Annotated in this window: 21 protein-coding genes; 17 read left to right on the forward strand and 4 right to left on the reverse strand. The window is 58.9% G+C overall.

Features of this window, described 5'->3' with window-relative positions; translation table 11 throughout:
• Nucleotides 1–113 precede the first annotated feature (113 nt).
• Genes gyrB through dnaA form a run of 4 tightly spaced genes read right to left on the reverse strand, consistent with a single transcriptional unit; the run spans nt 114 to nt 6,346 of the window.
• Complete coding sequence (gene gyrB, locus ACIP1G_RS13605; RefSeq protein ID WP_400737693.1) at nt 114–2,534, reverse strand: DNA topoisomerase (ATP-hydrolyzing) subunit B; 2,421 nt, start codon at nt 2,532–2,534, stop codon at nt 114–116.
• Between the two features lie 4 nt (nt 2,535–2,538).
• Complete coding sequence (recF, locus tag ACIP1G_RS13610; protein WP_400737696.1) at nt 2,539–3,642, reverse strand: DNA replication/repair protein RecF; 1,104 nt, start codon at nt 3,640–3,642, stop codon at nt 2,539–2,541.
• Between the two features lie 15 nt (nt 3,643–3,657).
• Nucleotides 3,658–4,761 (reverse strand): DNA polymerase III subunit beta, encoded by a 1,104-nt coding sequence (gene dnaN / locus ACIP1G_RS13615; RefSeq protein ID WP_003253156.1) that lies wholly within the window; start codon nt 4,759–4,761, stop codon nt 3,658–3,660.
• Nucleotides 4,762–4,801: 40 nt separating this feature from the next.
• Nucleotides 4,802–6,346, reverse strand: coding sequence for a chromosomal replication initiator protein DnaA (gene dnaA, locus ACIP1G_RS13620; RefSeq protein ID WP_400737700.1), 1,545 nt, complete (start codon nt 6,344–6,346; stop codon nt 4,802–4,804).
• Nucleotides 6,347–6,942: 596 nt separating this feature from the next.
• Here dnaA and rpmH point away from each other — a divergent pair.
• The 17 genes from rpmH to atpD all read left to right on the forward strand — a co-directional run bounded on the left by rpmH (nt 6,943) and on the right by atpD (nt 22,778).
• The gene (rpmH, locus tag ACIP1G_RS13625) at nt 6,943–7,077 is read left to right on the forward strand and encodes a 50S ribosomal protein L34 (protein WP_003253163.1); all 135 of its coding nucleotides are present in this window, start codon (nt 6,943–6,945) and stop codon (nt 7,075–7,077) included.
• A 13-nt stretch (nt 7,078–7,090) separates the two neighbouring features.
• Nucleotides 7,091–7,495 carry a ribonuclease P protein component gene (rnpA, locus tag ACIP1G_RS13630; protein WP_016712775.1) on the forward strand — a complete coding sequence of 135 codons (405 nt, stop codon included), beginning with the start codon at nt 7,091–7,093 and terminating at the stop codon, nt 7,493–7,495.
• Nucleotides 7,488–7,733, forward strand: a complete 246-nt coding sequence (yidD, locus tag ACIP1G_RS13635) for a membrane protein insertion efficiency factor YidD (protein ID WP_075046823.1) — start codon at nt 7,488–7,490, stop codon at nt 7,731–7,733. Before rnpA ends, yidD begins: the two co-directional genes overlap by 8 nt.
• Before the next feature lie 2 nt (nt 7,734–7,735).
• The gene (gene yidC, locus ACIP1G_RS13640) at nt 7,736–9,418 is read left to right on the forward strand and encodes a membrane protein insertase YidC (protein WP_016502301.1); all 1,683 of its coding nucleotides are present in this window, start codon (nt 7,736–7,738) and stop codon (nt 9,416–9,418) included.
• Between the two features lie 88 nt (nt 9,419–9,506).
• Nucleotides 9,507–10,877, forward strand: a complete 1,371-nt coding sequence (mnmE, locus tag ACIP1G_RS13645; protein ID WP_400737703.1) for a tRNA uridine-5-carboxymethylaminomethyl(34) synthesis GTPase MnmE — start codon at nt 9,507–9,509, stop codon at nt 10,875–10,877.
• A gap of 866 nt (nt 10,878–11,743) precedes the next feature.
• Nucleotides 11,744–13,636 carry a tRNA uridine-5-carboxymethylaminomethyl(34) synthesis enzyme MnmG gene (gene mnmG / locus ACIP1G_RS13650; RefSeq protein ID WP_400737706.1) on the forward strand — a complete coding sequence of 631 codons (1,893 nt, stop codon included), beginning with the start codon at nt 11,744–11,746 and terminating at the stop codon, nt 13,634–13,636.
• Complete coding sequence (rsmG, locus tag ACIP1G_RS13655) at nt 13,633–14,283, forward strand: 16S rRNA (guanine(527)-N(7))-methyltransferase RsmG (RefSeq protein WP_400737709.1); 651 nt, start codon at nt 13,633–13,635, stop codon at nt 14,281–14,283. The genes mnmG and rsmG overlap by 4 nt, the downstream gene beginning before the upstream one ends.
• Nucleotides 14,284–14,301: 18 nt before the next feature.
• A complete protein-coding gene (locus tag ACIP1G_RS13660; RefSeq protein ID WP_012274913.1) occupies nt 14,302–15,093 on the forward strand; it encodes a ParA family protein in 792 nt (263 codons plus the stop codon).
• Between the two features lie 9 nt (nt 15,094–15,102).
• Nucleotides 15,103–15,975 (forward strand): ParB/RepB/Spo0J family partition protein, encoded by an 873-nt coding sequence (locus ACIP1G_RS13665; protein WP_400737712.1) that lies wholly within the window; start codon nt 15,103–15,105, stop codon nt 15,973–15,975.
• Between the two features lie 149 nt (nt 15,976–16,124).
• Nucleotides 16,125–16,532: a F0F1 ATP synthase subunit I gene (locus ACIP1G_RS13670; protein WP_201200285.1), complete on the forward strand. Its 408-nt coding sequence runs from the start codon at nt 16,125–16,127 to the stop codon at nt 16,530–16,532.
• A gap of 16 nt (nt 16,533–16,548) precedes the next feature.
• Complete coding sequence (atpB, locus tag ACIP1G_RS13675) at nt 16,549–17,418, forward strand: F0F1 ATP synthase subunit A (RefSeq protein ID WP_056793867.1); 870 nt, start codon at nt 16,549–16,551, stop codon at nt 17,416–17,418.
• 144 nt (nt 17,419–17,562) lie between these two features.
• Complete coding sequence (atpE, locus tag ACIP1G_RS13680) at nt 17,563–17,820, forward strand: F0F1 ATP synthase subunit C (protein ID WP_003097235.1); 258 nt, start codon at nt 17,563–17,565, stop codon at nt 17,818–17,820.
• A 59-nt stretch (nt 17,821–17,879) separates the two neighbouring features.
• Complete coding sequence (locus ACIP1G_RS13685; RefSeq protein WP_003260032.1) at nt 17,880–18,350, forward strand: F0F1 ATP synthase subunit B; 471 nt, start codon at nt 17,880–17,882, stop codon at nt 18,348–18,350.
• A gap of 12 nt (nt 18,351–18,362) precedes the next feature.
• Nucleotides 18,363–18,899 carry a F0F1 ATP synthase subunit delta gene (locus ACIP1G_RS13690; RefSeq protein ID WP_003253191.1) on the forward strand — a complete coding sequence of 179 codons (537 nt, stop codon included), beginning with the start codon at nt 18,363–18,365 and terminating at the stop codon, nt 18,897–18,899.
• 21 nt (nt 18,900–18,920) lie between these two features.
• Nucleotides 18,921–20,465, forward strand: a complete 1,545-nt coding sequence (gene atpA, locus ACIP1G_RS13695) for a F0F1 ATP synthase subunit alpha (protein WP_400737715.1) — start codon at nt 18,921–18,923, stop codon at nt 20,463–20,465.
• A 48-nt stretch (nt 20,466–20,513) separates the two neighbouring features.
• The gene (atpG, locus tag ACIP1G_RS13700; protein WP_400737718.1) at nt 20,514–21,374 is read left to right on the forward strand and encodes a F0F1 ATP synthase subunit gamma; all 861 of its coding nucleotides are present in this window, start codon (nt 20,514–20,516) and stop codon (nt 21,372–21,374) included.
• 27 nt (nt 21,375–21,401) lie between these two features.
• Entirely contained in the window at nt 21,402–22,778 is a 1,377-nt protein-coding gene (gene atpD / locus ACIP1G_RS13705; RefSeq protein WP_009684662.1) for a F0F1 ATP synthase subunit beta, read from the forward strand.
• Nucleotides 22,779–22,790 lie beyond the last annotated feature (12 nt).

A 22,790-nucleotide genomic window follows, 5' to 3' on the forward strand; every position in this document is an offset into this window, starting at 1 on the left:
GGCCCTGAAAAACAAAACGCCCGATGCGGTGCACCGGGCGTTTTGAGGCCTACCGGCCTACCTGAACAGGTGTAAACCTATTTCAGGACTAGACATGGCAATCTACACCTGAATCAGAAGTCCAGGTTCGAAACCGACAACGCGTTGCTCTCAATGAAGTCACGGCGCGGTTCGACTGCATCACCCATCAGGGTGTTGAAGATCTGGTCGGCTGCGATCGCATCTTCGATGGTGACCTTGAGCATACGGCGCACGGTTGGGTCCATGGTGGTTTCCCATAGCTGGTCAGGGTTCATCTCACCCAGCCCTTTGTATCGCTGAATGGTATGACGCTTGGTGGTCTCGTTCATCAGCCAGTCCAGGCCTTCCTTGAATTCGACAATCACCTTGCGGCGCTCCCCACGTTGAACGTAGGCACCTTCACCCAGCAAGCTGGACAGCTTGGAACCGATGTTGACCACTGTGCGGTAGTCGTTGCTACCGAAGAAATCGCGGTTGAAAGTGACGTAGCTGGCCAGACCGTGGGAAGTTACTTCAACTTCCGGCAACCAAACGTTGCGCTCCTTGTCCTCGCGCAAGCTTGCCTTGTACACCAGGCCAGACTTCTGGCTGTTGTTCAAACGCTCCTGGAACTTGCTCAGCCACGACTGCATCACAGCATGATCACCCAACTGATCCAGCGTAACTTCGGGCAGGTAGATGAAGTGCTCAGTCAACTCTTCCGGGTACAGGCGAGACAGACGCTTGAGCGTCTTCATCACACTGCGGAACTCATTGACCAGCGCCTCGAGCTGCACACCGGAAACTGCTGGCGCTGACTCGTCCAGGTGCAGGCTGGCATCTTCCAAAGCCGACTGGGTCATGTACTCTTCCATGGCCTCGTCGTCCTTGATGTACTGCTCCTGCTTGCCTTTCTTCACCTTGTACAGCGGTGGCTGAGCAATGTAGATGTAGCCGCGCTCGACCAGCTCCGGCAGCTGACGGAAGAAGAAGGTCAGCAGCAGGGTACGGATGTGAGAACCGTCAACGTCAGCATCGGTCATGATGATGATGTTGTGATAACGCAGCTTGTCGATGTTGTACTCTTCGCGGCCGATGCCGCAGCCCAGCGCAGTGATCAGCGTGCCCACTTCCTGGGACGAGATCATCTTGTCGAAGCGTGCCTTCTCGACGTTGAGGATTTTACCCTTCAGCGGCAAGATCGCCTGAGTACGACGGTTGCGGCCTTGCTTGGCCGAACCACCTGCGGAGTCACCCTCCACCAGGTACAGTTCGGAAAGGGCAGGGTCCTTTTCCTGGCAGTCGGCAAGTTTGCCCGGCAGGCCGGCGATATCCAGCGCACCTTTGCGGCGAGTCATCTCACGGGCTTTACGCGCCGCTTCACGGGCACGCGCAGCGTCGATCATCTTGCCAACGACGGCCTTGGCCTCGTTCGGGTTTTCCAGCAGGAAGTCGGAGAAGTACTTGTTCATCTCCTGTTCCACGGCGGTTTTCACCTCCGAGGAGACCAGCTTGTCTTTGGTCTGGGAGCTGAACTTCGGGTCCGGCACCTTTACCGAGATGATCGCGGTCAGGCCTTCACGGGCGTCGTCGCCAGTGGTCGCCACCTTGTTCTTCTTGGCCAGGCCTTCCTGCTCGATGTAGCTGTTCAGGCTACGGGTCAGCGAAGAACGGAAGCCCACCAGGTGAGTACCGCCGTCACGCTGCGGAATGTTGTTGGTGAAGCACAGCAGGTTTTCGTTGAAGCTGTCGTTCCACTGCAGCGCAACTTCAACACCCACGCCATCGTCACGCTGGACGTTGAAGTGGAATACCTGGGAGTTGACCGGTGTCTTGTTGGTGTTCAGGTACTCGACGAACGCACGCAGGCCGCCTTCATACTTGAAGAACTCTTCCTTACCGCTGCGCTCATCCTTCAGCAGAATGCCAACTCCCGAGTTGAGGAAAGACAACTCGCGGATACGCTTGGCCAGGATGTCCCAGCTGAAGTGGATGTTCTTGAAGGTTTCAGCCGAGGGCTTGAAGTGGATGTGGGTACCGGTGGTTTCGCTGTCACCGACAACCGCCATCGGCGCTTGTGGCACACCGTGAACGTAGGTCTGCTCCCAGATCTTGCCGCTACGGCGAACAGTCAGCACCAGCTTCTCGGACAGGGCGTTAACAACCGAAACACCTACACCGTGCAGACCGCCGGATACCTTGTAGGAGTTGTCGTCGAACTTACCGCCGGCGTGCAGTACGGTCATGATGACCTCGGCTGCGGAAACGCCTTCTTCTTTATGCACGTCGACCGGAATGCCGCGACCGTTGTCGCGCACACTGATGGATTCGTCCGGGTGGATGATGACGGTGATGTCATCGCAGTGACCGGCGAGGGCTTCGTCGATCGAGTTGTCGACCACTTCGAAGACCATGTGGTGCAGGCCGCTACCATCATCGGTGTCGCCAATGTACATCCCGGGACGCTTGCGTACGGCATCCAAACCTTTCAGCACCTTGATGCTGGAGGAGTCGTACGTTTGATTTTCGCTCATGCCTTCACTCCCGATGGTCGTGGGTCTGGGTGATACGGCCTTGTTCCACGTGGAACAAAGCAACTGGCGTTTCCGTCTGCCAGCCTTCCCTCAGTAATTCGTGATCTACACAGGTGATGAACACCTGGCAGCGTAATTCTTCAAGCAAGCGGCACAGCGCGCGGCGATGCTGGTCGTCCAGTTCGGACGGCAAGTCATCCACGAGATAAATACAGTGACCGCGGCGAGCCTGGCTAACGAGGTGGCCTTGGGCAATGCGCAATGCGCACACCACCAGCTTTTGCTGACCTCGCGACAGGATGTCGGCTGCGTTGTTGGCAGCCAGACGAAGACGCAGATCAGCACGCTGCGGACCGGCTTGGGTATGGCCCATCTGCTGATCGCGAAGGAGAGAGGAGGCGAGGACTTCTTGCAGTTCCCGGTCCTTGTCCCAGCCTCGGTAGTAGCTCAGGGTCAACCCGTCCAGCTCGACCAGTTCGCTCAGGGTTCGCTCGAAGACGGGCTTCAAGGCCTTGATGTAGTTGCGACGGTATTCATCTATTTCCGCGCTGGCCAGGCACAATTCCCGGTCCCAGGCGGCTTGCGAAGCTGGGTCAAGTGTACCATGACGCAACCATGAGTTCCGCTGCCGCAGCGCCTTCTGCAGCCGCTGCCAGGCAAGTAAGAAACGAGGTTCCACGTGGAACACCCCCCAGTCCAGGAACTGACGGCGTATTTTCGGGGCACCTTCCAACAGCCGAAAACTGTCTGGGTTAATGAGCTGAAGCGGTAGCAATTCCGCCAACTGGGCCGCGCTGCGCGCATTCTGCCCATCGATGCGAATGGTGAACTCCCCCTGTCGCTCCCGGGATACCCCCAGGTTGCTGGTGCCACCCTCGGCCAGCTGCACTTCGCCAAACACGGTACAGGCAGGCTGTTCGTACTGAATGACCGGGTTCAAGCGGGTGCTACGGAACGAGCGCGCCAGCCCAAGCAGGTGCACGGCTTCAAGCACGCTGGTCTTGCCGCTGCCGTTGGCGCCGTAAAGGATGTTGATGCGGGGGGAGGGTGAGAGTGTCACCGGGTGCAAGTTGCGCACCGCGGTGACCATGATACGTCGAAGGGACATTTCGCCTGCTACGGGTTACAGACGCATCGGCATGACAACGTAGGAAGAATCGTCATTACCCGCTTCCTGCAGCAGGGCACTGCTGTTGGAATCGGACAGGATCAGACGAACTTGCTCGGTAGTCATCACGCCCAGCACGTCCAGCAGGTAGCTGACGTTGAAGCCGATCTCAAGCGAGCTACCTTCGTAGTCCACGCTGATTTCTTCTTCAGCTTCTTCCTGCTCGGGGTTGTTGGCCTGGATCTTCAGTTGGCCAGCAGCCAGTTGCAGGCGGATACCGCGGTACTTTTCGTTGGAAAGAATCGCAGTACGGCTGAAGGCTTCACGCAGCGCCTGGCGGTCGCCGACCACCAGCTTGTCACCGCCCTTGGGCAGCACGCGCTCGTAGTCCGGGAACTTGCCGTCCACCAGCTTGGAGGTGAAGGTGAATTCACCGGTGGTGGCGCGGATGTGGTGCTGGCCCAGAACGATGCTGACCATGCCTTCCGGGTCGGTCAGCAGGCGTGCCAGCTCCAGGATACCTTTGCGCGGCACGATCACCTGGTGGCGATCTTCCTGCTCGATGGGCGCGCTCATGGAGCAAAGCGCCAGGCGGTGGCCGTCGGTTGAGACAGCACGCAATGTGTTGCGGGAAACCTCCAGCAGCATGCCGTTGAGGTAATAGCGCACATCCTGCTGGGCCATGGCGAAGCTGGTACGTTCGATCAGGCGGCGCAGCTTGCTCTGCTCCAGGTTGCAGGTCAGCGAGCCTGGGCCTTCTTCCACGGTCGGGAAGTCGTTAGCTGGCAGGGTCGACAGGGTGAAGCGGCTGCGACCGGCCTTGACCAACAGTTTCTGCTCGTCGACCTTGATATCGATCAGGGCGTCGTTTGGCAGGCTTTTGCAAATGTCCATCAGCTTGCGTGCCGGGACAGTGATTTCGCCAGGCTCGGCCGGCTCTTCCAGTTGCACGCGGCCTACCAGTTCGACTTCCAGGTCGGTACCGGTCAACGACAGTTGCTGGCCTTGCACGACCAGCAATACGTTGGACAGGACCGGCAAGGTCTGACGGCGCTCGACGACACCGGCGACCAGTTGCAGGGGTTTCAACAGGGCTTCGCGTTGAATGGTGAAATGCATGGTCTAGTCCCTTGCCTTCAATTAGCTGCGCAGACGGCCATCAGGTCGTCAGCGTCCGCAGCAGGTTCTTGTAGTCCTCGCGGATGTCCGCGTCGGATTCCTTCAGTTCGTTGATCTTGCGGCAGGCGTGCAGCACGGTCGTATGGTCGCGACCACCGAACATATCGCCGATTTCCGGCAGACTGTGGTTGGTCAGTTCCTTGGACAGCGCCATGGCCACCTGGCGTGGACGCGCGACAGAACGTGAACGACGTTTGGACAACAGATCGGAGATCTTGATCTTGTAGTACTCGGCGACGGTACGCTGGATGTTATCCACACTGACCAGTTTATCTTGCAGCGCCAGCAGGTCCTTCAGCGACTCCCGGATCAGCTCGATAGTGATGTCGCGGCCCATGAAGTGCGAGTGGGCAATCACCCGCTTCAGTGCACCTTCCAGCTCACGTACGTTGGAGCGGATGCGCTGGGCAATGAAGAAGGCCGCGTCATGCGGCAGTTCGACCTTGGCCTGGTCGGCCTTCTTCATCAGGATCGCTACGCGGGTTTCCAGCTCTGGTGGCTCGACGGCCACCGTCAGCCCCCAACCAAAGCGCGACTTCAGGCGCTCTTCCAGGCCTTCGATCTCCTTGGGGTAGCGGTCAGAGGTAAGGATTACCTGCTGGCCACCCTCAAGCAGGGCGTTGAAGGTGTGGAAAAACTCTTCCTGCGAGCGCTCTTTACGGGCAAAGAACTGGATATCGTCGATCAGCAACGCATCCACCGAGCGGTAGAAGCGTTTGAATTCGTTGATGGCGTTGAGTTGCAGCGCCTTGACCATGTCCGCGACGAAGCGCTCCGAATGCAGGTAGACGACCTTGGCGTTCGGGTTCTTCTTCAGCAGGTGGTTACCCACAGCATGCATAAGGTGGGTTTTACCCAGGCCCACGCCGCCATAAAGGAACAGTGGGTTATAGCCATGCTTTGGGTTGTCGGCCACCTGCCAGGCAGCCGCACGCGCCAACTGGTTCGACTTACCTTCGACGAAGGTGTCGAAGGTAAAGGTGCGGTTGAGGTAGCTGGTGTGCTTGAGCGCACCTTCTACCTGCACGGTGCGCTGTTCGGTCCGGGCATTACCGGCCGGCGCTGAAGCCGGCTCGGCCATGGCATCGAAGCTGTCACGCGAGGAAGGCTCGGCCATTTCATCGACCAGCACAGGCTCGGCCGCCTGCACGGCGACCGGTTCAACCACCGGGGCTGCCGGCGCTGCCTTCTGTGTCTGGCTCTGCGCCTGTGTTTGCGCCAGCGAAGCGGCCACGGCGGCACTGACTGGCGCATTGGGCGCAGCCCGCGGTGCCGAGCTGCGGCGGCTGCCTATTAATAAGGAAAGGGCGGGCGCAATGCCGCTGCCGTTCTCACCCAACAGCTCGAGCAGACGACCCAGGTACTTTTCATTGACCCAATCGAGAACGAAACGGTTAGGCGCATAGACGCGCAACTCGTCGCCTTCGGCTTCGACCTGTAGCGGACGGATCCAGGTGTTGAATTGCTGGGCAGGCAGTTCATCGCGCAGAAGCTCCACGCACTGCTGCCAAAGTTCCACTGACACGGATATCCCCTGAGTTTGAAAGCCGGATGAGGCAAAAACAAACCGCCATTGTACCGGTCGAGCGCCCAGTTATCCACATGTGGACACGTTAGGAACCATGACAAAACAGCCATTTATCGACCAAAACAGCTTTTCCACACTGTGAATAAGCCCTGTGGATAAGCCGTCATGAGGGCTATGCACAACCCTGAGGCCAGCCCTGTTGATAACTCTACTGTGGATAAACGGTATTTTCATCCACAGCTTTCGCCCATGAACAAAACAAGCGCAGCACCGGTTGAGAACAAAGTTGTAAAACTCTGTACAGCGCGTATTTTCTGGCCTCAAGCATGTTATCCACAGAAGGTTATCCACTTAATATTTATAGATTCTTCTAAAAAGCTTTTTATATGTCTCTTCTTTTTTTTCATGTTGTCCCCAATTCGTGTGCCCGATCAAGCACCCCTCTGGGGATCGACCAGCACGCACCGTCCATCACACGCTCTATATGGAAAGACTGGTTGGAAATTGACCTATGGGCTTGCTTTCTCTAGAATCCCCGGTCTCTTAAAAAGGGGGCCATCCCGGCCCGTCGTCGACAAACCAGGTAATACGCCATGAAACGTACTTTCCAACCAAGCACCATCAAGCGCGCGCGCACCCACGGCTTCCGTGCCCGTATGGCTACCAAGAACGGCCGCGCTGTTCTGTCGCGTCGTCGTGCCAAAGGCCGTAAGCGTCTGGCCATTTGATTTTTCGGCACAGGTGGTGAGTCAGGACTTCAGTCGGGAAAAGCGACTGCTTACACCCCGACATTTCAAAGCGGTCTTCGACTCCCCAACCGGCAAGGTTCCAGGGAAAAACCTGCTGATCCTTGCTCGCGAGAACGGCCTCGATCACCCGCGCCTTGGCTTGGTGATCGGCAAGAAGAGCGTCAAGCTCGCCGTTCAGCGCAATCGCCTCAAGCGCTTGATGCGCGATTCCTTTCGTCTGAACCAGCAAATGCTTGCCGGGTTGGACATTGTGATCGTCGCGCGCAAGGGATTGGGTGAGGTAGAAAACCCGGAATTGCACCAACACTTTGGCAAGCTCTGGAAACGCCTGGCGCGCAGCCGGCCAACACCAGCAGTCACCGCCAATTCCGCAGGGGTAGACAGCCAAGATGCGTAAACTGGCGCTCGTTCCGATCCAGTTTTACCGTTACGCCATTAGCCCTCTGATGGCCAGCCACTGTCGTTTTTTCCCCAGCTGCTCCTGTTACGCGTATGAAGCCATCGAAAACCATGGCCTCTGGCGTGGTGGGTGGCTGGCCGTTCGTCGCCTGGGGCGTTGTCATCCGTGGAATGACGGCGGTTTCGACCCCGTTCCACCCGCTCCTTCCTCCCGAACTTCTTCGATAGCCGAGTAATCATGGATATTAAACGCACGATCCTGATCGCCGCGCTGGCAGTCGTGTCCTACGTCATGGTCCTGAAGTGGAACGATGACTACGGCCAGGCTGCCCTGCCGACTCAGAATACTGCTGCCAGCACTGTTGCGCCGGGCTTGCCCGATGGCGTGCCGGCCGGTAACAACGGTGCCAGCGCCGATGTACCGAGCGCCAACGCCGAATCGAGCCCTGCCGAATTGGCACCGGTCGCACTCAGCAAGGACTTGATCCGGGTCAAGACCGACGTCCTGGAACTGGCTATCGATCCGGTCGGTGGTGACATCGTCCAGTTGAACCTGCCGAAGTACCCACGCCGTCAAGACCACCCGAACATTCCGTTCCAGTTGTTCGACAACGGTGGCGAGCGTGTTTACCTGGCACAAAGCGGCCTGACCGGCGCCAACGGCCCGGATGCCCGCGCCAGCGGTCGCCCGCTGTATGCCGCCGAACAGAAGAGCTACCAGCTGGCCGACGGCCAGGAACAACTGGTGGTCGACCTGAAGTTCAGCGACAACGGTGTCAACTACATCAAGCGCTTCAGCTTCAAGCGCGGTGAGTACGACCTGAATGTCAGCTACCTGATCGACAACCAGAGCGACCAGGCCTGGAGCGGCAACATGTTTGCCCAGCTCAAGCGTGACGCCAGCGGCGATCCATCCTCGAGCACTGCCACTGGCACCGCAACCTACCTGGGCGCAGCCCTGTGGACAGCTTCCGAGCCTTACAAAAAGGTCTCGATGAAGGACATCGACAAAGGTAGTTTGAAAGAAAATGTGTCCGGCGGCTGGGTTGCCTGGCTGCAGCACTACTTCGTGACCGCCTGGATTCCGGCCAAGTCGGACAACAACGTTGTCCAGACCCGCAAGGACAGCCAGGGCAACTACATCATCGGCTACACCGGCCCGGCCCTCAGCGTACCTGCTGGCGGCAAGGTCGAAACCAGCGCCATGCTGTATGCCGGTCCGAAGATCCAGTCCAAGCTGAAAGAGTTGTCCCCAGGCCTGGAACTGACCGTCGACTACGGCTTCCTGTGGTTCATCGCTCAGCCGATCTTCTGGCTGCTGCAACATATCCACAGCCTGCTGGGTAACTGGGGCTGGTCGATCATCGTGCTGACCATGCTGATCAAAGGCCTGTTCTTCCCGCTGTCGGCTGCCAGCTACCGCTCCATGGCGCGTATGCGTGCCGTTGCGCCGAAGCTCGCTGCACTGAAGGAACGCTTCGGTGACGATCGCCAGAAGATGTCCCAGGCGATGATGGAGCTGTACAAGAAAGAGAAGATCAACCCGCTGGGTGGCTGCCTGCCGATCCTGGTGCAGATGCCGGTATTCCTGGCCCTGTACTGGGTACTGCTGGAAAGCGTGGAAATGCGCCAGGCCCCGTGGATGCTGTGGATTACCGACCTGTCGATCAAGGATCCGTTCTTCATCCTGCCGATCATCATGGGCGCTACCATGTTCATCCAGCAGCGCCTGAACCCGACTCCGCCGGATCCGATGCAGGCGAAGGTGATGAAAATGATGCCGATCATCTTCACCTTCTTCTTCCTGTGGTTCCCGGCTGGTCTGGTGCTGTACTGGGTTGTGAACAACTGCTTGTCGATTTCGCAGCAGTGGTACATCACTCGTCGCATCGAAGCAGCAACGAAAAAAGCTGCTGCTTGACGGGCTACTACGCTAGCCTGTGAATAAAAAACGCCCCCTAGTGGGGCGTTTTTGCTATCTGTCGTTTTTGTCGTAGAGGCTTTCGAGCATGAACACTGTGCGTGAAACCATCGCCGCCATCGCTACCGCCCAGGGCCGCGGCGGTGTGGGTATTGTCAGGTTGTCCGGCCCTCTGGCTGCCCAGGCCGGCCAGTTGATCACCGGCCGTACGCTTACGCCGCGGCATGCCCATTACGGCCCGTTCCGCGACGAGGAAGGCCTGGTACTGGACGAAGGGATCGCCCTGTTCTTCCCCGGGCCGAATTCGTTCACCGGCGAAGACGTGCTGGAACTGCAGGGCCACGGTGGCCCGGTAGTCCTGGATATGCTGCTGCAGCGCTGTGTACAAGTTGGCTGCCGCCTGGCCCGCCCGGGCGAATTCAGCGAGCGCGCGTTCCTCAACGACAAGCTCGACCTGGCCCAGGCAGAAGCCATTGCCGACCTGATCGAGGCCAGCTCCAGCCAGGCCGCGCGCAACGCCCTGCGCTCGCTGCAGGGGGAATTCTCCAAGCGTGTGCACAGCCTGACCGAGGCGTTGATTGCCCTGCGTATCTACGTCGAGGCCGCTATCGACTTCCCCGAGGAGGAGATCGACTTCCTCGCCGATGGCCACGTGCTGTCGATGCTCGATGCGGTGCGCGGCGAGTTATCCACCGTGCAGCGTGAAGCCGGGCAGGGTGCCTTGCTGCGTGACGGCATGACTGTGGTCATCGCCGGCCGTCCGAATGCCGGCAAGTCGAGCCTGCTGAACCAGTTGGCTGGTAGGGAGGCGGCCATCGTTACCGATATCGCTGGTACCACTCGGGATATCCTGCGCGAACATATCCACATCGACGGCATGCCGCTGCATGTGGTCGATACCGCAGGTTTGCGCGACACCGATGACCATGTGGAAAAGATCGGCGTAGAACGCGCCCTGAAGGCCATTGGCGAGGCTGACCGGGTGTTGCTGGTGGTCGACTCCACCGCGCCCGAGGCCAGTGACCCGTTCGCGTTGTGGCCTGAGTTTCTCGACCAGCGGCCAGACCCGGCCAAGGTCACGTTGATTCGTAACAAGGCGGACCTCAGCGGTGAGCGGGTAGCGCTGGAGCAGTGCGATGATGGCCATGTGACGATCACCCTTAGCGCCAAAGGCGACGACGCAGGGCTGCAGTTGTTGCGCGACCACCTGAAGGCCTGCATGGGTTATGAACAGACCGCCGAGAGCGGTTTCAGTGCCCGCCGGCGCCATCTGGATGCGTTGCGCCAGGCCAGTGGGCACCTGGAGCATGGGCGTGCGCAACTGACCCTGGCTGGCGCGGGAGAGCTGCTGGCGGAAGACCTGCGCCAGGCGCAGCATGCTTTGGGTGAGATCACCGGGGCATTCAGTTCGGATGATCTGCTGGGGCGGATTTTCTCCAGTTTCTGCATTGGCAAGTAATCCACAGCCAGCAAGGCCATGGGCCGCTCCTTCGGGGGCGGCTTTTTTTTGCCTCTGATAGAGCATCTCGGCTGAGGGGGGCTTGGCATAACATTTTTGTCGCCTTTGAGATCGAGCGCCGCCCGCGCGGCGCTTCGCGGGGCAAGTCGGATCGCCGCACCGCCGCTCCCACTGTCTGTTTCGGGCCAATCAGTCCTGTGAGGTCACCGCTGTCCGCCTTGTTTGTTCCATTTGATATCGAAGGGGACGCAGTTGCTCTTCATCCATCTCCAGCCATGCACCAAGGCTGCAACCCGCCTGGCACAGGAATAACTGGCCCGAAACAGATATGGGAGCGGCCTTGTGCCGCGAAGCGCCGCGCGGGCGGCGCTCGATCTGTGCATCGCCCTAAATCCCAAGACATGCACCTGGAAGCCCTCACTCCGCCTCCCCGACGGGCAAATCGCAGCCAATTTTTTACACACAGACACCAAACTCCTCTTAGGAGCCCTGTGGAAAACCCGCCTTCAGCTCCGTTGATAAGCGGGCTTTTTTTCTGAGGACAAACCCGCCTGTGGGTAAAGAGCCATTTAATCCACAGGCTAAAAGGCGTTATCCAAAGCCCTTATGGCACTCCAACCACAGGGTTTAAATTCTCTATACATAGCGTGAATTAAGGGCTGCAGCACTTTATCCACAGATCAGGCTGTGCATAAGAATAAACATAAAAACAAAGCTTTTATAAATTTCTCTTCTTTGATTTCTGTTGTTTGCCACTCATCCACAGACTGGTCAAAATTTGCTCAGATGGTTTCTTTAAGGGGGGGGAAGTCCCTATACTTGTCCGCTTACCTTCTCTATTCGCAAAAACAGGCACGAGGTGCGTGGTGGATTTCCCTTCCCGTTTTGAAGTGATCGTCATCGGCGGCGGCCATGCCGGTACCGAGGCTGCGCTTGCGTCTGCACGCATGGGTGTGAAAACCCTGCTGTTGACCCATAACGTGGAAACCCTCGGTCACATGAGCTGCAACCCCGCCATCGGCGGTATTGGCAAAAGCCATCTGGTCAAAGAGATCGATGCCCTCGGCGGCGCCATGGCGCTGGCTACCGACAAGAGCGGCATCCAGTTCCGCGTTCTGAACAACCGCAAGGGCCCGGCCGTACGTGCCACCCGTGCACAGGCCGACCGCGCCATCTACAAGGCAGTGGTGCGTGAAATCCTGGAAAACCAGCCCAACCTGTGGATATTCCAGCAGTCCTGCGACGATCTGATCGTCGAGCAGGACCAGGTCAAAGGCGTGGTAACCCAGATGGGCCTGCGTTTCTTCGCCGAATCGGTGGTACTGACCACCGGTACCTTCCTCGGCGGCCTCATCCACATAGGTCTGCAAAACCATTCCGGCGGTCGCGCCGGCGATCCACCTTCGATCGCCCTGGCCCACCGCATGCGCGAACTGCCGCTGCGCGTCGGCCGCCTGAAAACCGGTACCCCGCCACGCATCGACGGCCGTTCGGTTGACTTCTCGGTGATGACCGAGCAGCCAGGCGATACGCCGATCCCGGTCATGTCGTTCATGGGCAATGCCGAAATGCACCCGCGCCAGGTGAGCTGCTGGATCACCCACACCAATGCGCGCACCCACGAGATCATTGCCTCGAACCTCGACCGTTCGCCGATGTACTCGGGTGTGATCGAAGGTGTCGGCCCGCGCTACTGCCCGTCGATCGAAGACAAGATCCACCGCTTCGCCGACAAGGAAAGCCACCAGGTGTTCATCGAGCCGGAAGGCCTGACCACCCATGAGCTGTACCCCAACGGCATTTCCACTTCGCTGCCGTTCGACGTGCAGCTGGAGCTGGTGCGTTCGATCCGCGGTATGGAAAACGCCCACATCGTGCGCCCGGGCTACGCCATCGAGTACGACTACTTCGACCCGCGCGACCTCAAGTACAGCCTCGAGACCAAAGTCATCGGCGGCCTGTTCTTTGCCGGGCAGATCAACGGCACCACCGGTTACGAAGAAGCCGGCGCCCAGGGCCTGTTGGCCGGGACCAACGCCGCGCTGCGTGCGCAGGGCCGCGACAGCTGGTGCCCGCGCCGCGACGAGGCGTACATCGGCGTGCTGGTCGACGACCTGATCACCCTGGGTACCCAGGAGCCATACCGCATGTTCACTTCGCGCGCCGAATACCGGCTGATCCTGCGCGAAGACAACGCCGACCTGCGCCTGACCGAGAAGGGCCGCGAGCTTGGCCTGATCGATGACCAGCGCTGGGCTGCCTTCTGCACCAAGCGCGACGGCATCGAGCGCGAAGAACAGCGCCTGAAGTCGACCTGGGTACGGCCGAATACCGAGCAAGGCCAAGCCATTGTGGATAAGTTCGGCACCCCGCTCAGCCACGAGTACAGCCTGTTGAACCTGCTGGCGCGGCCGGAAATCGACTACGCCGGGCTGATCGAGGCGACCGGCGGTGACGCCATCGATCCACAGGTCGCCGAGCAGGTCGAGATTCGCACCAAGTACGCCGGTTACATCGACCGCCAGCAGGATGAAATCGCCCGCCTGCGCGCCAGCGAGGACACCCGGCTGCCTGTGGATATCGATTACTCGGGCATTTCCGGGCTGTCCAAGGAAATCCAGGGCAAGCTCGGCCAGACCCGTCCGGAAACCTTGGGCCAGGCATCGCGTATTCCAGGCGTGACCCCGGCGGCGATTTCCCTGTTGCTGATTCACTTGAAAAAACGCGGCGCTGGCCGCGAATTGGAGCAAAGCGCTTGAGTTCCCTGGTCACCCCGCAACACGCAGAAGAGTTGTCCACAGGTGCACGTCAGCTCGGAGTCGAGTTGAGCGCCGAGCATCACGAAAAGCTGCTGGGCTACCTGGCCCTGTTGATCAAATGGAACAAAGCCTACAACCTGACCGCCGTGCGCGACCCGGACGAGATGGTTTCTCGCCATCTGCTCGACAGCCTCAGTGTCATGTCGTTTATCCACAGCGAGCGTGACAATTGGCTGGATGTCGGCAGCGGCGGTGGCATGCCCGGCATCCCGTTGGCTATCCTGCATCCACACAAGCGCGTGACGGTGTTGGATGCCAATGGCAAGAAGACCCGTTTCCTGACCCAGGTGAAAATGGAGCTCAAGCTGGACAATCTCACGGTTATCCACAGCCGGGTCGAGGCCTTCACGCCGGCACAACCGTTCAGCGGAATTATCTCCCGTGCCTTCAGCAGCATGGAGAACTTCACCAACTGGACCCGCCACCTTGGCGACACCGGGACGCAATGGCTTGCAATGAAGGGGCTGCATCCTGCCGATGAACTGGTAGCATTGCCCGCAGACTTCACAGTGGAAAGTGAGCAGGCCCTGACCGTTCCGGGTTGCCAGGGCCAGCGCCATCTGCTGATACTGCGCCGCAAGGCATGACTGGGAACACGCGCATCAATGGCTAAGGTATTCGCAATCGCGAACCAGAAAGGTGGTGTGGGCAAGACCACCACCTGTATCAATCTCGCCGCCTCGTTGGCCGCGACCAAGCGTCGTGTGCTGCTGATCGACCTCGATCCGCAGGGCAACGCCACCATGGGCAGCGGTGTGGACAAGCACGAGCTCGAGCACTCGGTCTACGACCTGCTGATCGGGGAATGCGACCTGGCGCAAGCCATGCATTACTCCGAGCATGGTGGTTTCCAGTTGCTACCGGCCAACCGTGACCTGACCGCCGCCGAAGTGGTGCTGCTGGAAATGCAGGTCAAGGAGAGCCGCCTGCGCAACGCGCTGGCGCCGATTCGTGAGAACTACGACTACATCCTCATCGACTGCCCGCCGTCGCTGTCGATGCTCACGCTCAACGCCCTGGTCGCCTCCGATGGCGTGATTATCCCCATGCAGTGCGAGTACTACGCGCTGGAAGGTCTCAGCGACCTTGTGGATAACATCAAGCGCATCGCCGCCCGGTTGAACCCGGAGCTGAAGATCGAGGGCCTGCTGCGGACCATGTACGACCCGCGCCTGAGCCTGAACAACGATGTTTCGGCGCAGCTGAAGGAGCACTTTGGCCCGCAGCTGTACGACACGGTCATTCCGCGCAACATTCGCCTGGCCGAGGCCCCCAGCTTCGGCATGCCGGCCCTGGCCTACGACAAGCAATCGCGCGGCGCGCTGGCTTATCTGGCCTTGGCTGGGGAACTGGTCCGCCGTCAACGCCGTCAATCACGCACTGCACAAACAACTTAAGGAATCCGTATGGCCGTCAAGAAACGGGGTCTCGGACGTGGGTTGGATGCACTGCTCAGTGGTCCTTCCGTCAGCGCGCTCGAAGAGCAGGCAGTGAAGATCGACCAGAAAGAACTGCAACACTTGCCGGTCGAGCTGATCCAGCGTGGCAAGTACCAGCCGCGCCGGGACATGGACCCGGAGGCGCTGGAAGAGCTTGCACACTCGATTCGCAACCATGGCGTGATGCAGCCGATCGTGGTGCGCCCGATCGATGGCAACCGCTACGAGATCATCGCCGGTGAGCGCCGCTGGCGCGCAACGCAGCAGGCCGGCCTGGACACCATCCCGGCCATGGTCCGCGAAGTGCCCGACGAAGCCGCCATCGCCATGGCGCTGATCGAGAACATTCAGCGCGAAGACCTCAACCCGCTGGAAGAGGCCATGGCCCTGCAGCGCCTGCAGCAGGAATTCGAACTGACCCAGCAACAGGTGGCCGACGCCGTGGGCAAGTCGCGGGTTACCGTGGCCAACCTGCTGCGCTTGATCACCCTGCCCGAAGCGATCAAGACCATGCTCGCCCACGGCGATCTGGAGATGGGTCATGCCCGCGCTTTGCTCGGCCTGGAAGAAAACCGTCAGGAAGAGGGGGCGCGTCATGTTGTCGCACGTGGCCTCACCGTGCGCCAAACCGAGGCACTGGTTCGTCAGTGGCTCAGCGACAAGCCTGATCCGGTCGAACCGAGCAAACCTGATCCGGATATCGCACGCCTTGAACAGCGGCTCGCAGAGCGCCTGGGCTCGGCCGTGCAGATCCGTCATGGCAACAAGGGCAAAGGCCAATTGGTTATTCGTTACAACTCGCTTGACGAGTTGCAAGGCGTGCTTGCTCACATCCGCTGAAACAATTCCTGTTGTAGCGCGCAGTCGGAAATCACTACCGAAGAGTTGAATAGGGGTTAATCCACCCCTATACTCTGCGCGCATTTTGTCGGCACAAATTATGCCAAGTCATTGCTGACTTGTTGGTCGACTTCCGAGGAGCAGTTGTGATGGAAATACGCACGCCAAACCGCCTGCCTTTCCATCGCTGGGCGGTTTTTCCGGTACTGCTGACTCAGTTTGTTGTAGCGCTGCTGGCAACGTTGGTGTTGTGGCAGTGGAAAGGGGCGGTCAGTGGATATTCAGGTCTCTGCGGAGGTTTGATTGCCTGGCTACCCAATCTGTACTTCGCCTGGAAGGCTTTTCGCTTTAGCGGAGCCCGGGCAGCGCAGGCCATCGTCAAGTCGTTCTACGCTGGCGAGGCAGGCAAAATGATTTTGACGGCAGTGTTGTTTGCACTGACCTTCGCAGGAGTGAAGCCATTGGCGCCGTTAGCAGTATTCGGCGTCTTCCTGCTGACCCTCATGGTCAGCTGGTTCGCGCCACTGCTAATGAATAAAAGACTTTCGAGACCTTAGGGCGTTTGAGGCAACCATGGCAGCAGAAACCGCTTCGGGCTATATCCAGCACCACTTGCAGAACCTGACCTACGGTCAACTACCAGACGGCAGCTGGGGCTTCGCCCATTCGGCTGCAGAAGCCAAGGCAATGGGCTTCTGGGCGTTCCACCTGGACACCCTGGGTTGGTCCGTCGCGCTGGGCCTGATCTTCCTGTTCATCTTCCGCATGGCGGCCAAGAAGGCGACTTCCGGTCAGCCTGGTGGTCTGCAGAACTTCGTGGAAGTGATGGTCGACTTCGTCAACGGCAGCGTGAAGGACTCCTTCCACGGCCGTAGCCCGGTCATTGCACCGCTGGCGCTGACCATTTTCGTCTGGGTATTCCTGATGAACGCCGTCGACCTGGTACCGGTCGACTGGATTCCTCAGCTGGCCATCCTGATTTCCGGTGATCCGCACATTCCGTTCCGCGCCGTGTCGACTACCGACCCGAACGCGACCCTGGCCATGGCCTTCTGCGTGTTCGCCCTGATCATTTTCTACAGCATCAAGGTCAAGGGCCTGGGCGGCTTCCTCGGTGAGCTGACCCTGCACCCGTTCGGCAGCAAGAACATCTTCGTGCAGATCCTGCTGATTCCGGTCAACTTCCTGCTGGAATTCGTCACCCTGATCGCCAAGCCGATCTCGCTGGCACTGCGTCTGTTCGGCAACATGTATGCCGGCGAACTGGTGTTCATCCTGATCGCTGTAATGTTCGGCTCCGGCCTGCTCTGGCTGAGCGGCCTGGGTGTGGTGCTGCAATGGGCGTGGGCTGTGTTCCACATCCTGATCATCACCCTGCAAGCTTTCATCTTCATGATGCTGACCATCGTCTACCTGTCGATGGCCCACGAAGATAACCATTAAGACCGCCTGGCGTGTCTGATAGCCTTCCTCGCCTGTTCGGGGGGAGGGCTTAAAAAGTCCGCAAGGGCATGCTGTACCAAACGATTTGTTTTACCGCTTCAACTTAAAAACCTAACCAATACGACGTAAAAGTCGGGAGGAAAGATGGAAACTGTAGTTGGTCTGACCGCTATCGCTGTTGCTCTGCTGATCGGCCTGGGTGCACTGGGTACCGCCATTGGTTTCGGCCTGCTGGGCGGCAAGTTCCTGGAAGGCGCTGCTCGCCAGCCAGAAATGGTTCCAATGCTGCAGGTTAAAATGTTCATCGTTGCCGGTCTGCTCGACGCCGTAACCATGATCGGTGTTGGTATCGCTCTGTTCTTCACCTTCGCGAATCCGTTCGTTGGTCAAATCGCCGGCTAATCACTCGTTAACCACGAGTTGATAGCTGTGATGAACCAAAGACCGAGCGAGGTGTTGGCGTGAACATTAATGCAACCCTGATTGGCCAATCCGTTGCCTTCCTGATTTTTGTACTCTTCTGCATGAAGTATGTATGGCCTCCGGTCATCACTGCCCTGCAAGAGCGCCAAAAGAAGATTGCCGACGGCTTGGACGCTGCCAACCGCGCAGCTCGCGACCTGGAGCTGGCCCAAGAGAAAGCGGGTCAGCAACTGCGTGAAGCTAAAGCACAGGCAGCCGAAATCATTGAGCAAAGCAAGAAACGCGCTGCTCAGCTTGTCGAGGAAGCCCGTGACCAGGCCCGCGTCGAAGCTGACCGTGTGAAGGCTCAGGCTCTGGCCGAGATCGAACAGGAACTGAACAGCGCTAAAGATGCCCTGCGTGCCCAAGTGGGTGCCCTGGCCGTCGGCGGTGCTGAAAAGATCCTTGGCGCCACAATCGATCAAAACGCGCATGCGGAGCTGGTTAACAAACTGGCCGCTGAAATTTAAGCGAGGGCGATCATGGCAGAACTGACCACGTTGGCCCGACCTTACGCTAAGGCTGCCTTTGAGCATGCCCAGGCCCATCAGCAACTGGCCAATTGGTCAGCCATGCTCGGCCTGGCTGCTGCGGTGTCGCAAGACGACACCATGCAGCGCCTGCTCAAGGCCCCGCGACTGACGAGCGCAGAAAAGGCCGCCACGTTCATTGACGTGTGCGGTGACAAGTTCAATGCACAGGCACAGAATTTCATTCATGTTGCCGCGGAAAACGACCGTCTCCTGCTTCTGCCGGAGATTGCCGCCCTGTTCGACCTGTACAAGGCCGAGCAAGAGAAATCCGTGGACGTGGAAGTCACCAGTGCCTTCGCGTTGAACCAAGAACAGCAAGACAAACTCGCCAAGGTTCTCAGTGCACGGCTAGGCCAGGAAGTTCGCCTGCACGCGTCGGAGGATGCCAGCCTGATTGGCGGCGTCGTCATCCGCGCTGGTGACCTGGTAATCGATGGCTCTGTTCGCGGCAAAATCGCGAAACTGGCCGAAGCATTGAAATCTTGAGTTTGAAGGGGCAGCAGAGCAATGCAGCAACTCAATCCTTCCGAAATTAGTGAAATCATCAAGGGCCGCATCGACAACCTCGATGTGAGCTCCCAAGCCCGTAACGAAGGTACCGTTGTTTCGGTATCCGACGGTATCGTGCGGATCCACGGTCTGGCCGACGTCATGTACGGCGAAATGATCGAGTTCCCTGGCAGCGTATTCGGCATGGCCCTGAACCTGGAGCAAGACTCCGTAGGTGCAGTGATCCTGGGTGCCTATGACACCCTCGCCGAAGGCATGAGCGCCAAGTGCACCGGCCGCATCCTGGAAGTTCCGGTTGGTAAGGAACTGCTGGGTCGCGTCGTTGACGCACTGGGCAACCCGATCGACGGCAAGGGTCCTTTGGGCAACACCCAGACCGACGCGGTCGAGAAAGTGGCTCCAGGCGTGATCTGGCGTAAGTCGGTAGACCAGCCTGTACAGACTGGCTACAAGTCCGTCGACGCCATGATCCCTGTCGGCCGTGGCCAGCGCGAGCTGATCATCGGTGACCGTCAGATCGGCAAGACCGCCATGGCCATCGACGCCATCATCAACCAGAAAGACTCCGGTATTTTCTGTGTTTATGTTGCTGTCGGCCAGAAGCGTTCCACCGTTGCCAACATCGTTCGCAAGCTGGAAGAAGCCGGCGCCCTGGCCAACACCATCGTGGTCGTTGCCAGTGCTTCGGAATCCGCCGCACTGCAGTTCCTGGCGCCATACGCCGGCTGCACCATGGGCGAGTTCTTCCGTGACCGCGGTGAAGACGCCCTGATCGTTTACGATGACCTGTCCAAGCAGGCCGTTGCCTACCGTCAGATCTCCCTGCTGCTGCGCCGTCCGCCAGGACGTGAAGCGTACCCAGGTGACGTGTTCTATCTCCACTCCCGTCTGCTGGAGCGTGCTTCGCGCGTTTCGGAAGAGTACGTCGAGAAGTTCACCAATGGCGCAGTCACTGGCAAGACCGGTTCCCTGACCGCCCTGCCGATCATCGAAACCCAGGCTGGCGACGTTTCCGCGTTCGTTCCGACCAACGTGATTTCCATCACCGACGGTCAGATCTTCCTGGAATCGGCCATGTTCAACTCGGGCATCCGCCCTGCAGTGAACGCCGGTGTTTCGGTATCCCGCGTAGGTGGTGCCGCTCAGACCAAGATCATCAAGAAGCTGTCCGGTGGTATTCGTACCGCTCTGGCTCAGTACCGTGAACTGGCTGCATTCGCCCAGTTCGCTTCCGATCTGGACGAAGCGACCCGCAAGCAGCTGGAGCATGGTCAGCGCGTAACCGAGCTGATGAAGCAGAAGCAGTACGCGCCAATGTCCATCGCGGACATGTCCCTGTCGCTGTACGCCGCTGAGCGTGGTTTCCTGACTGACGTGGAAGTCTCCAAGGTTGGTAGCTTCGAGCAAGCACTGATCGCCTACTTCAACCGTGATCACGCCGCACTGATGGCAAAGATCAACGTGAAGGGTGACTTCAACGACGAAATCGACGCTGGCCTGAAAGCCGGTATCGAGAAGTTCAAGGCCACCCAGACCTGGTAAGCCGCAGCGGGGGCCCTGGCCCCCGCTTGCTAACCTGATAGGTGATACATGGCAGGCGCAAAAGAGATTCGCAGTAAGATTGCGAGCATCAAAAGCACGCAAAAAATTACCAGCGCCATGGAGAAAGTGGCGGTCAGCAAGATGCGCAAGGCACAAATGCGCATGGCTGCTAGCCGTCCTTACGCGGAGCGTATCCGCCAGGTGATCGGTCATCTGGCCAACGCCAACCCGGAATACCGCCACCCGTTCATGATCGAGCGCCCTGTAAAGCGCGCCGGTTATATCGTGGTGAGCAGTGACCGTGGTCTGTGCGGTGGCTTGAACACCAACCTGTTCAAGGCCCTGGTCAAGGACATGAACGAAAACCGCGAACAGGGCGTGGAAATCGACCTGTGCGTGATCGGCAGCAAGGGTGCGACTTTCTTCCGCATCTTTGGCGGCAACGTCGTAGCCGCGATCAGCCACCTGGGCGAAGAGCCATCGATCAACGATCTGATCGGCTCCGTCAAAGTGATGCTGGACGCCTACATGGACGGCCGTATCGATCGCCTCTCGGTGGTTTCGAACAAGTTCATCAACACCATGACCCAAAAACCGACGGTCGAGCAATTGGTACCGTTGGTGGCAACCCCGGATCAGGATCTCAAGCATCACTGGGATTACCTGTACGAACCCGACGCAAAAGAGCTGCTGGACGGCTTGATGGTGCGTTACGTGGAGTCGCAGGTATACCAGGCGGTGGTCGAGAACAACGCTGCTGAACAAGCAGCCCGGATGATCGCCATGAAGAACGCCACAGACAACGCCGGTGATTTGATCAAAGAGCTGCAGTTGATCTACAACAAGGCGCGTCAGGCTGCGATCACCCAGGAGATCTCGGAAATCGTCGGCGGCGCTGCCGCGGTTTAACGGTTCAAATATTCAGAGGATCCAGCTATGAGTAGCGGACGTATCGTTCAAATCATCGGCGCCGTCATCGACGTGGAATTCCCACGTGACGTCGTGCCGAGTGTTTACAACGCGCTGAAAGTACAAGGCGCGGAAACCACCCTCGAAGTTCAGCAGCAGCTGGGCGACGGCGTGGTTCGTACCATTGCAATGGGTTCGACCGAAGGCCTGAAGCGTGGTCTGGATGTCGTTGACACCGGTGCTGCCATTTCCGTTCCTGTTGGTAAGGCCACTCTGGGCCGTATCATGGACGTACTGGGCAACCCGATCGACGAAGCCGGCCCGATCGGCGAAGAAGAGCGTCGCGGTATCCACCAGCCAGCGCCTTCGTTCGCTGACCAGGCAGGCGGCAACGACCTGCTGGAAACCGGCATCAAGGTTATCGACCTGGTTTGCCCGTTCGCCAAGGGTGGTAAAGTCGGTCTGTTCGGTGGTGCCGGTGTAGGCAAGACCGTAAACATGATGGAACTGATCCGTAACATCGCCATGGAACACAGCGGTTACTCCGTGTTCGCTGGTGTGGGTGAGCGTACTCGTGAGGGTAACGACTTCTACCACGAGATGAAGGACTCCAACGTTCTCGACAAGGTAGCGCTGGTCTACGGTCAGATGAACGAGCCACCAGGAAACCGTCTGCGCGTAGCGCTGACCGGCCTGACCATGGCTGAGAAGTTCCGTGACGAAGGTAACGACGTTCTGCTGTTCGTCGACAACATCTATCGTTACACCCTGGCCGGTACCGAAGTATCCGCACTGCTGGGCCGTATGCCTTCTGCAGTAGGTTACCAGCCGACCCTGGCTGAAGAGATGGGCGTTCTGCAAGAGCGCATCACCTCCACCAAGGAAGGTTCGATCACCTCCGTTCAGGCCGTATACGTACCTGCGGACGACTTGACCGACCCGTCGCCAGCGACCACCTTCGCCCACTTGGACGCCACCGTCGTTCTGTCCCGTGACATCGCCTCCCTGGGTATCTACCCAGCGGTCGACCCACTGGACTCGACTTCGCGCCAGCTGGACCCGAACGTGATCGGCAACGAGCACTACGAGACCGCTCGTGGCGTTCAGTATGTTCTGCAGCGCTACAAAGAGCTGAAGGACATCATCGCGATCCTGGGTATGGACGAACTGTCCGAAAGCGACAAGCAACTGGTAGCCCGCGCTCGTAAGATCCAGCGCTTCCTGTCGCAGCCGTTCTTCGTGGCCGAAGTCTTCACCGGTTCGCCAGGCAAGTACGTATCCCTGAAAGACACCATCGCTGGCTTCAGCGGCATCCTCAAAGGTGACTACGACCACCTGCCAGAACAAGCGTTCTACATGGTCGGCAGCATCGACGAAGCGATCGAGAAAGCCAAGAAACTGTAATCCCGGCGCCCC

This window comes from Pseudomonas sp. NPDC089392 (assembly GCF_044749595.1).
In the GTDB taxonomy this organism is placed as follows: domain Bacteria; phylum Pseudomonadota; class Gammaproteobacteria; order Pseudomonadales; family Pseudomonadaceae; genus Aquipseudomonas.

What these genes read in the sequence shown, in the direction of transcription:
- gyrB (WP_400737693.1), bottom strand. Translation starts at nt 2,534, where the DNA reads ATGAGCGAAAATCAAACGTACGACTCCTCCAGCATCAAGGTGCTGAAA.
- recF (WP_400737696.1), bottom strand. Translation starts at nt 3,642, where the DNA reads ATGTCCCTTCGACGTATCATGGTCACCGCGGTGCGCAACTTGCACCCG.
- dnaN (WP_003253156.1), bottom strand. Translation starts at nt 4,761, where the DNA reads ATGCATTTCACCATTCAACGCGAAGCCCTGTTGAAACCCCTGCAACTG.
- rpmH (WP_003253163.1), top strand. Translation starts at nt 6,943, where the DNA reads ATGAAACGTACTTTCCAACCAAGCACCATCAAGCGCGCGCGCACCCAC.
- yidD (WP_075046823.1), top strand. Translation starts at nt 7,488, where the DNA reads ATGCGTAAACTGGCGCTCGTTCCGATCCAGTTTTACCGTTACGCCATT.
- yidC (WP_016502301.1), top strand. Translation starts at nt 7,736, where the DNA reads ATGGATATTAAACGCACGATCCTGATCGCCGCGCTGGCAGTCGTGTCC.
- mnmE (WP_400737703.1), top strand. Translation starts at nt 9,507, where the DNA reads ATGAACACTGTGCGTGAAACCATCGCCGCCATCGCTACCGCCCAGGGC.
- ACIP1G_RS13660 (WP_012274913.1), top strand. Translation starts at nt 14,302, where the DNA reads ATGGCTAAGGTATTCGCAATCGCGAACCAGAAAGGTGGTGTGGGCAAG.
- ACIP1G_RS13665 (WP_400737712.1), top strand. Translation starts at nt 15,103, where the DNA reads ATGGCCGTCAAGAAACGGGGTCTCGGACGTGGGTTGGATGCACTGCTC.
- ACIP1G_RS13670 (WP_201200285.1), top strand. Translation starts at nt 16,125, where the DNA reads ATGGAAATACGCACGCCAAACCGCCTGCCTTTCCATCGCTGGGCGGTT.
- atpB (WP_056793867.1), top strand. Translation starts at nt 16,549, where the DNA reads ATGGCAGCAGAAACCGCTTCGGGCTATATCCAGCACCACTTGCAGAAC.
- atpE (WP_003097235.1), top strand. Translation starts at nt 17,563, where the DNA reads ATGGAAACTGTAGTTGGTCTGACCGCTATCGCTGTTGCTCTGCTGATC.
- ACIP1G_RS13690 (WP_003253191.1), top strand. Translation starts at nt 18,363, where the DNA reads ATGGCAGAACTGACCACGTTGGCCCGACCTTACGCTAAGGCTGCCTTT.
- atpA (WP_400737715.1), top strand. Translation starts at nt 18,921, where the DNA reads ATGCAGCAACTCAATCCTTCCGAAATTAGTGAAATCATCAAGGGCCGC.
- atpG (WP_400737718.1), top strand. Translation starts at nt 20,514, where the DNA reads ATGGCAGGCGCAAAAGAGATTCGCAGTAAGATTGCGAGCATCAAAAGC.
- atpD (WP_009684662.1), top strand. Translation starts at nt 21,402, where the DNA reads ATGAGTAGCGGACGTATCGTTCAAATCATCGGCGCCGTCATCGACGTG.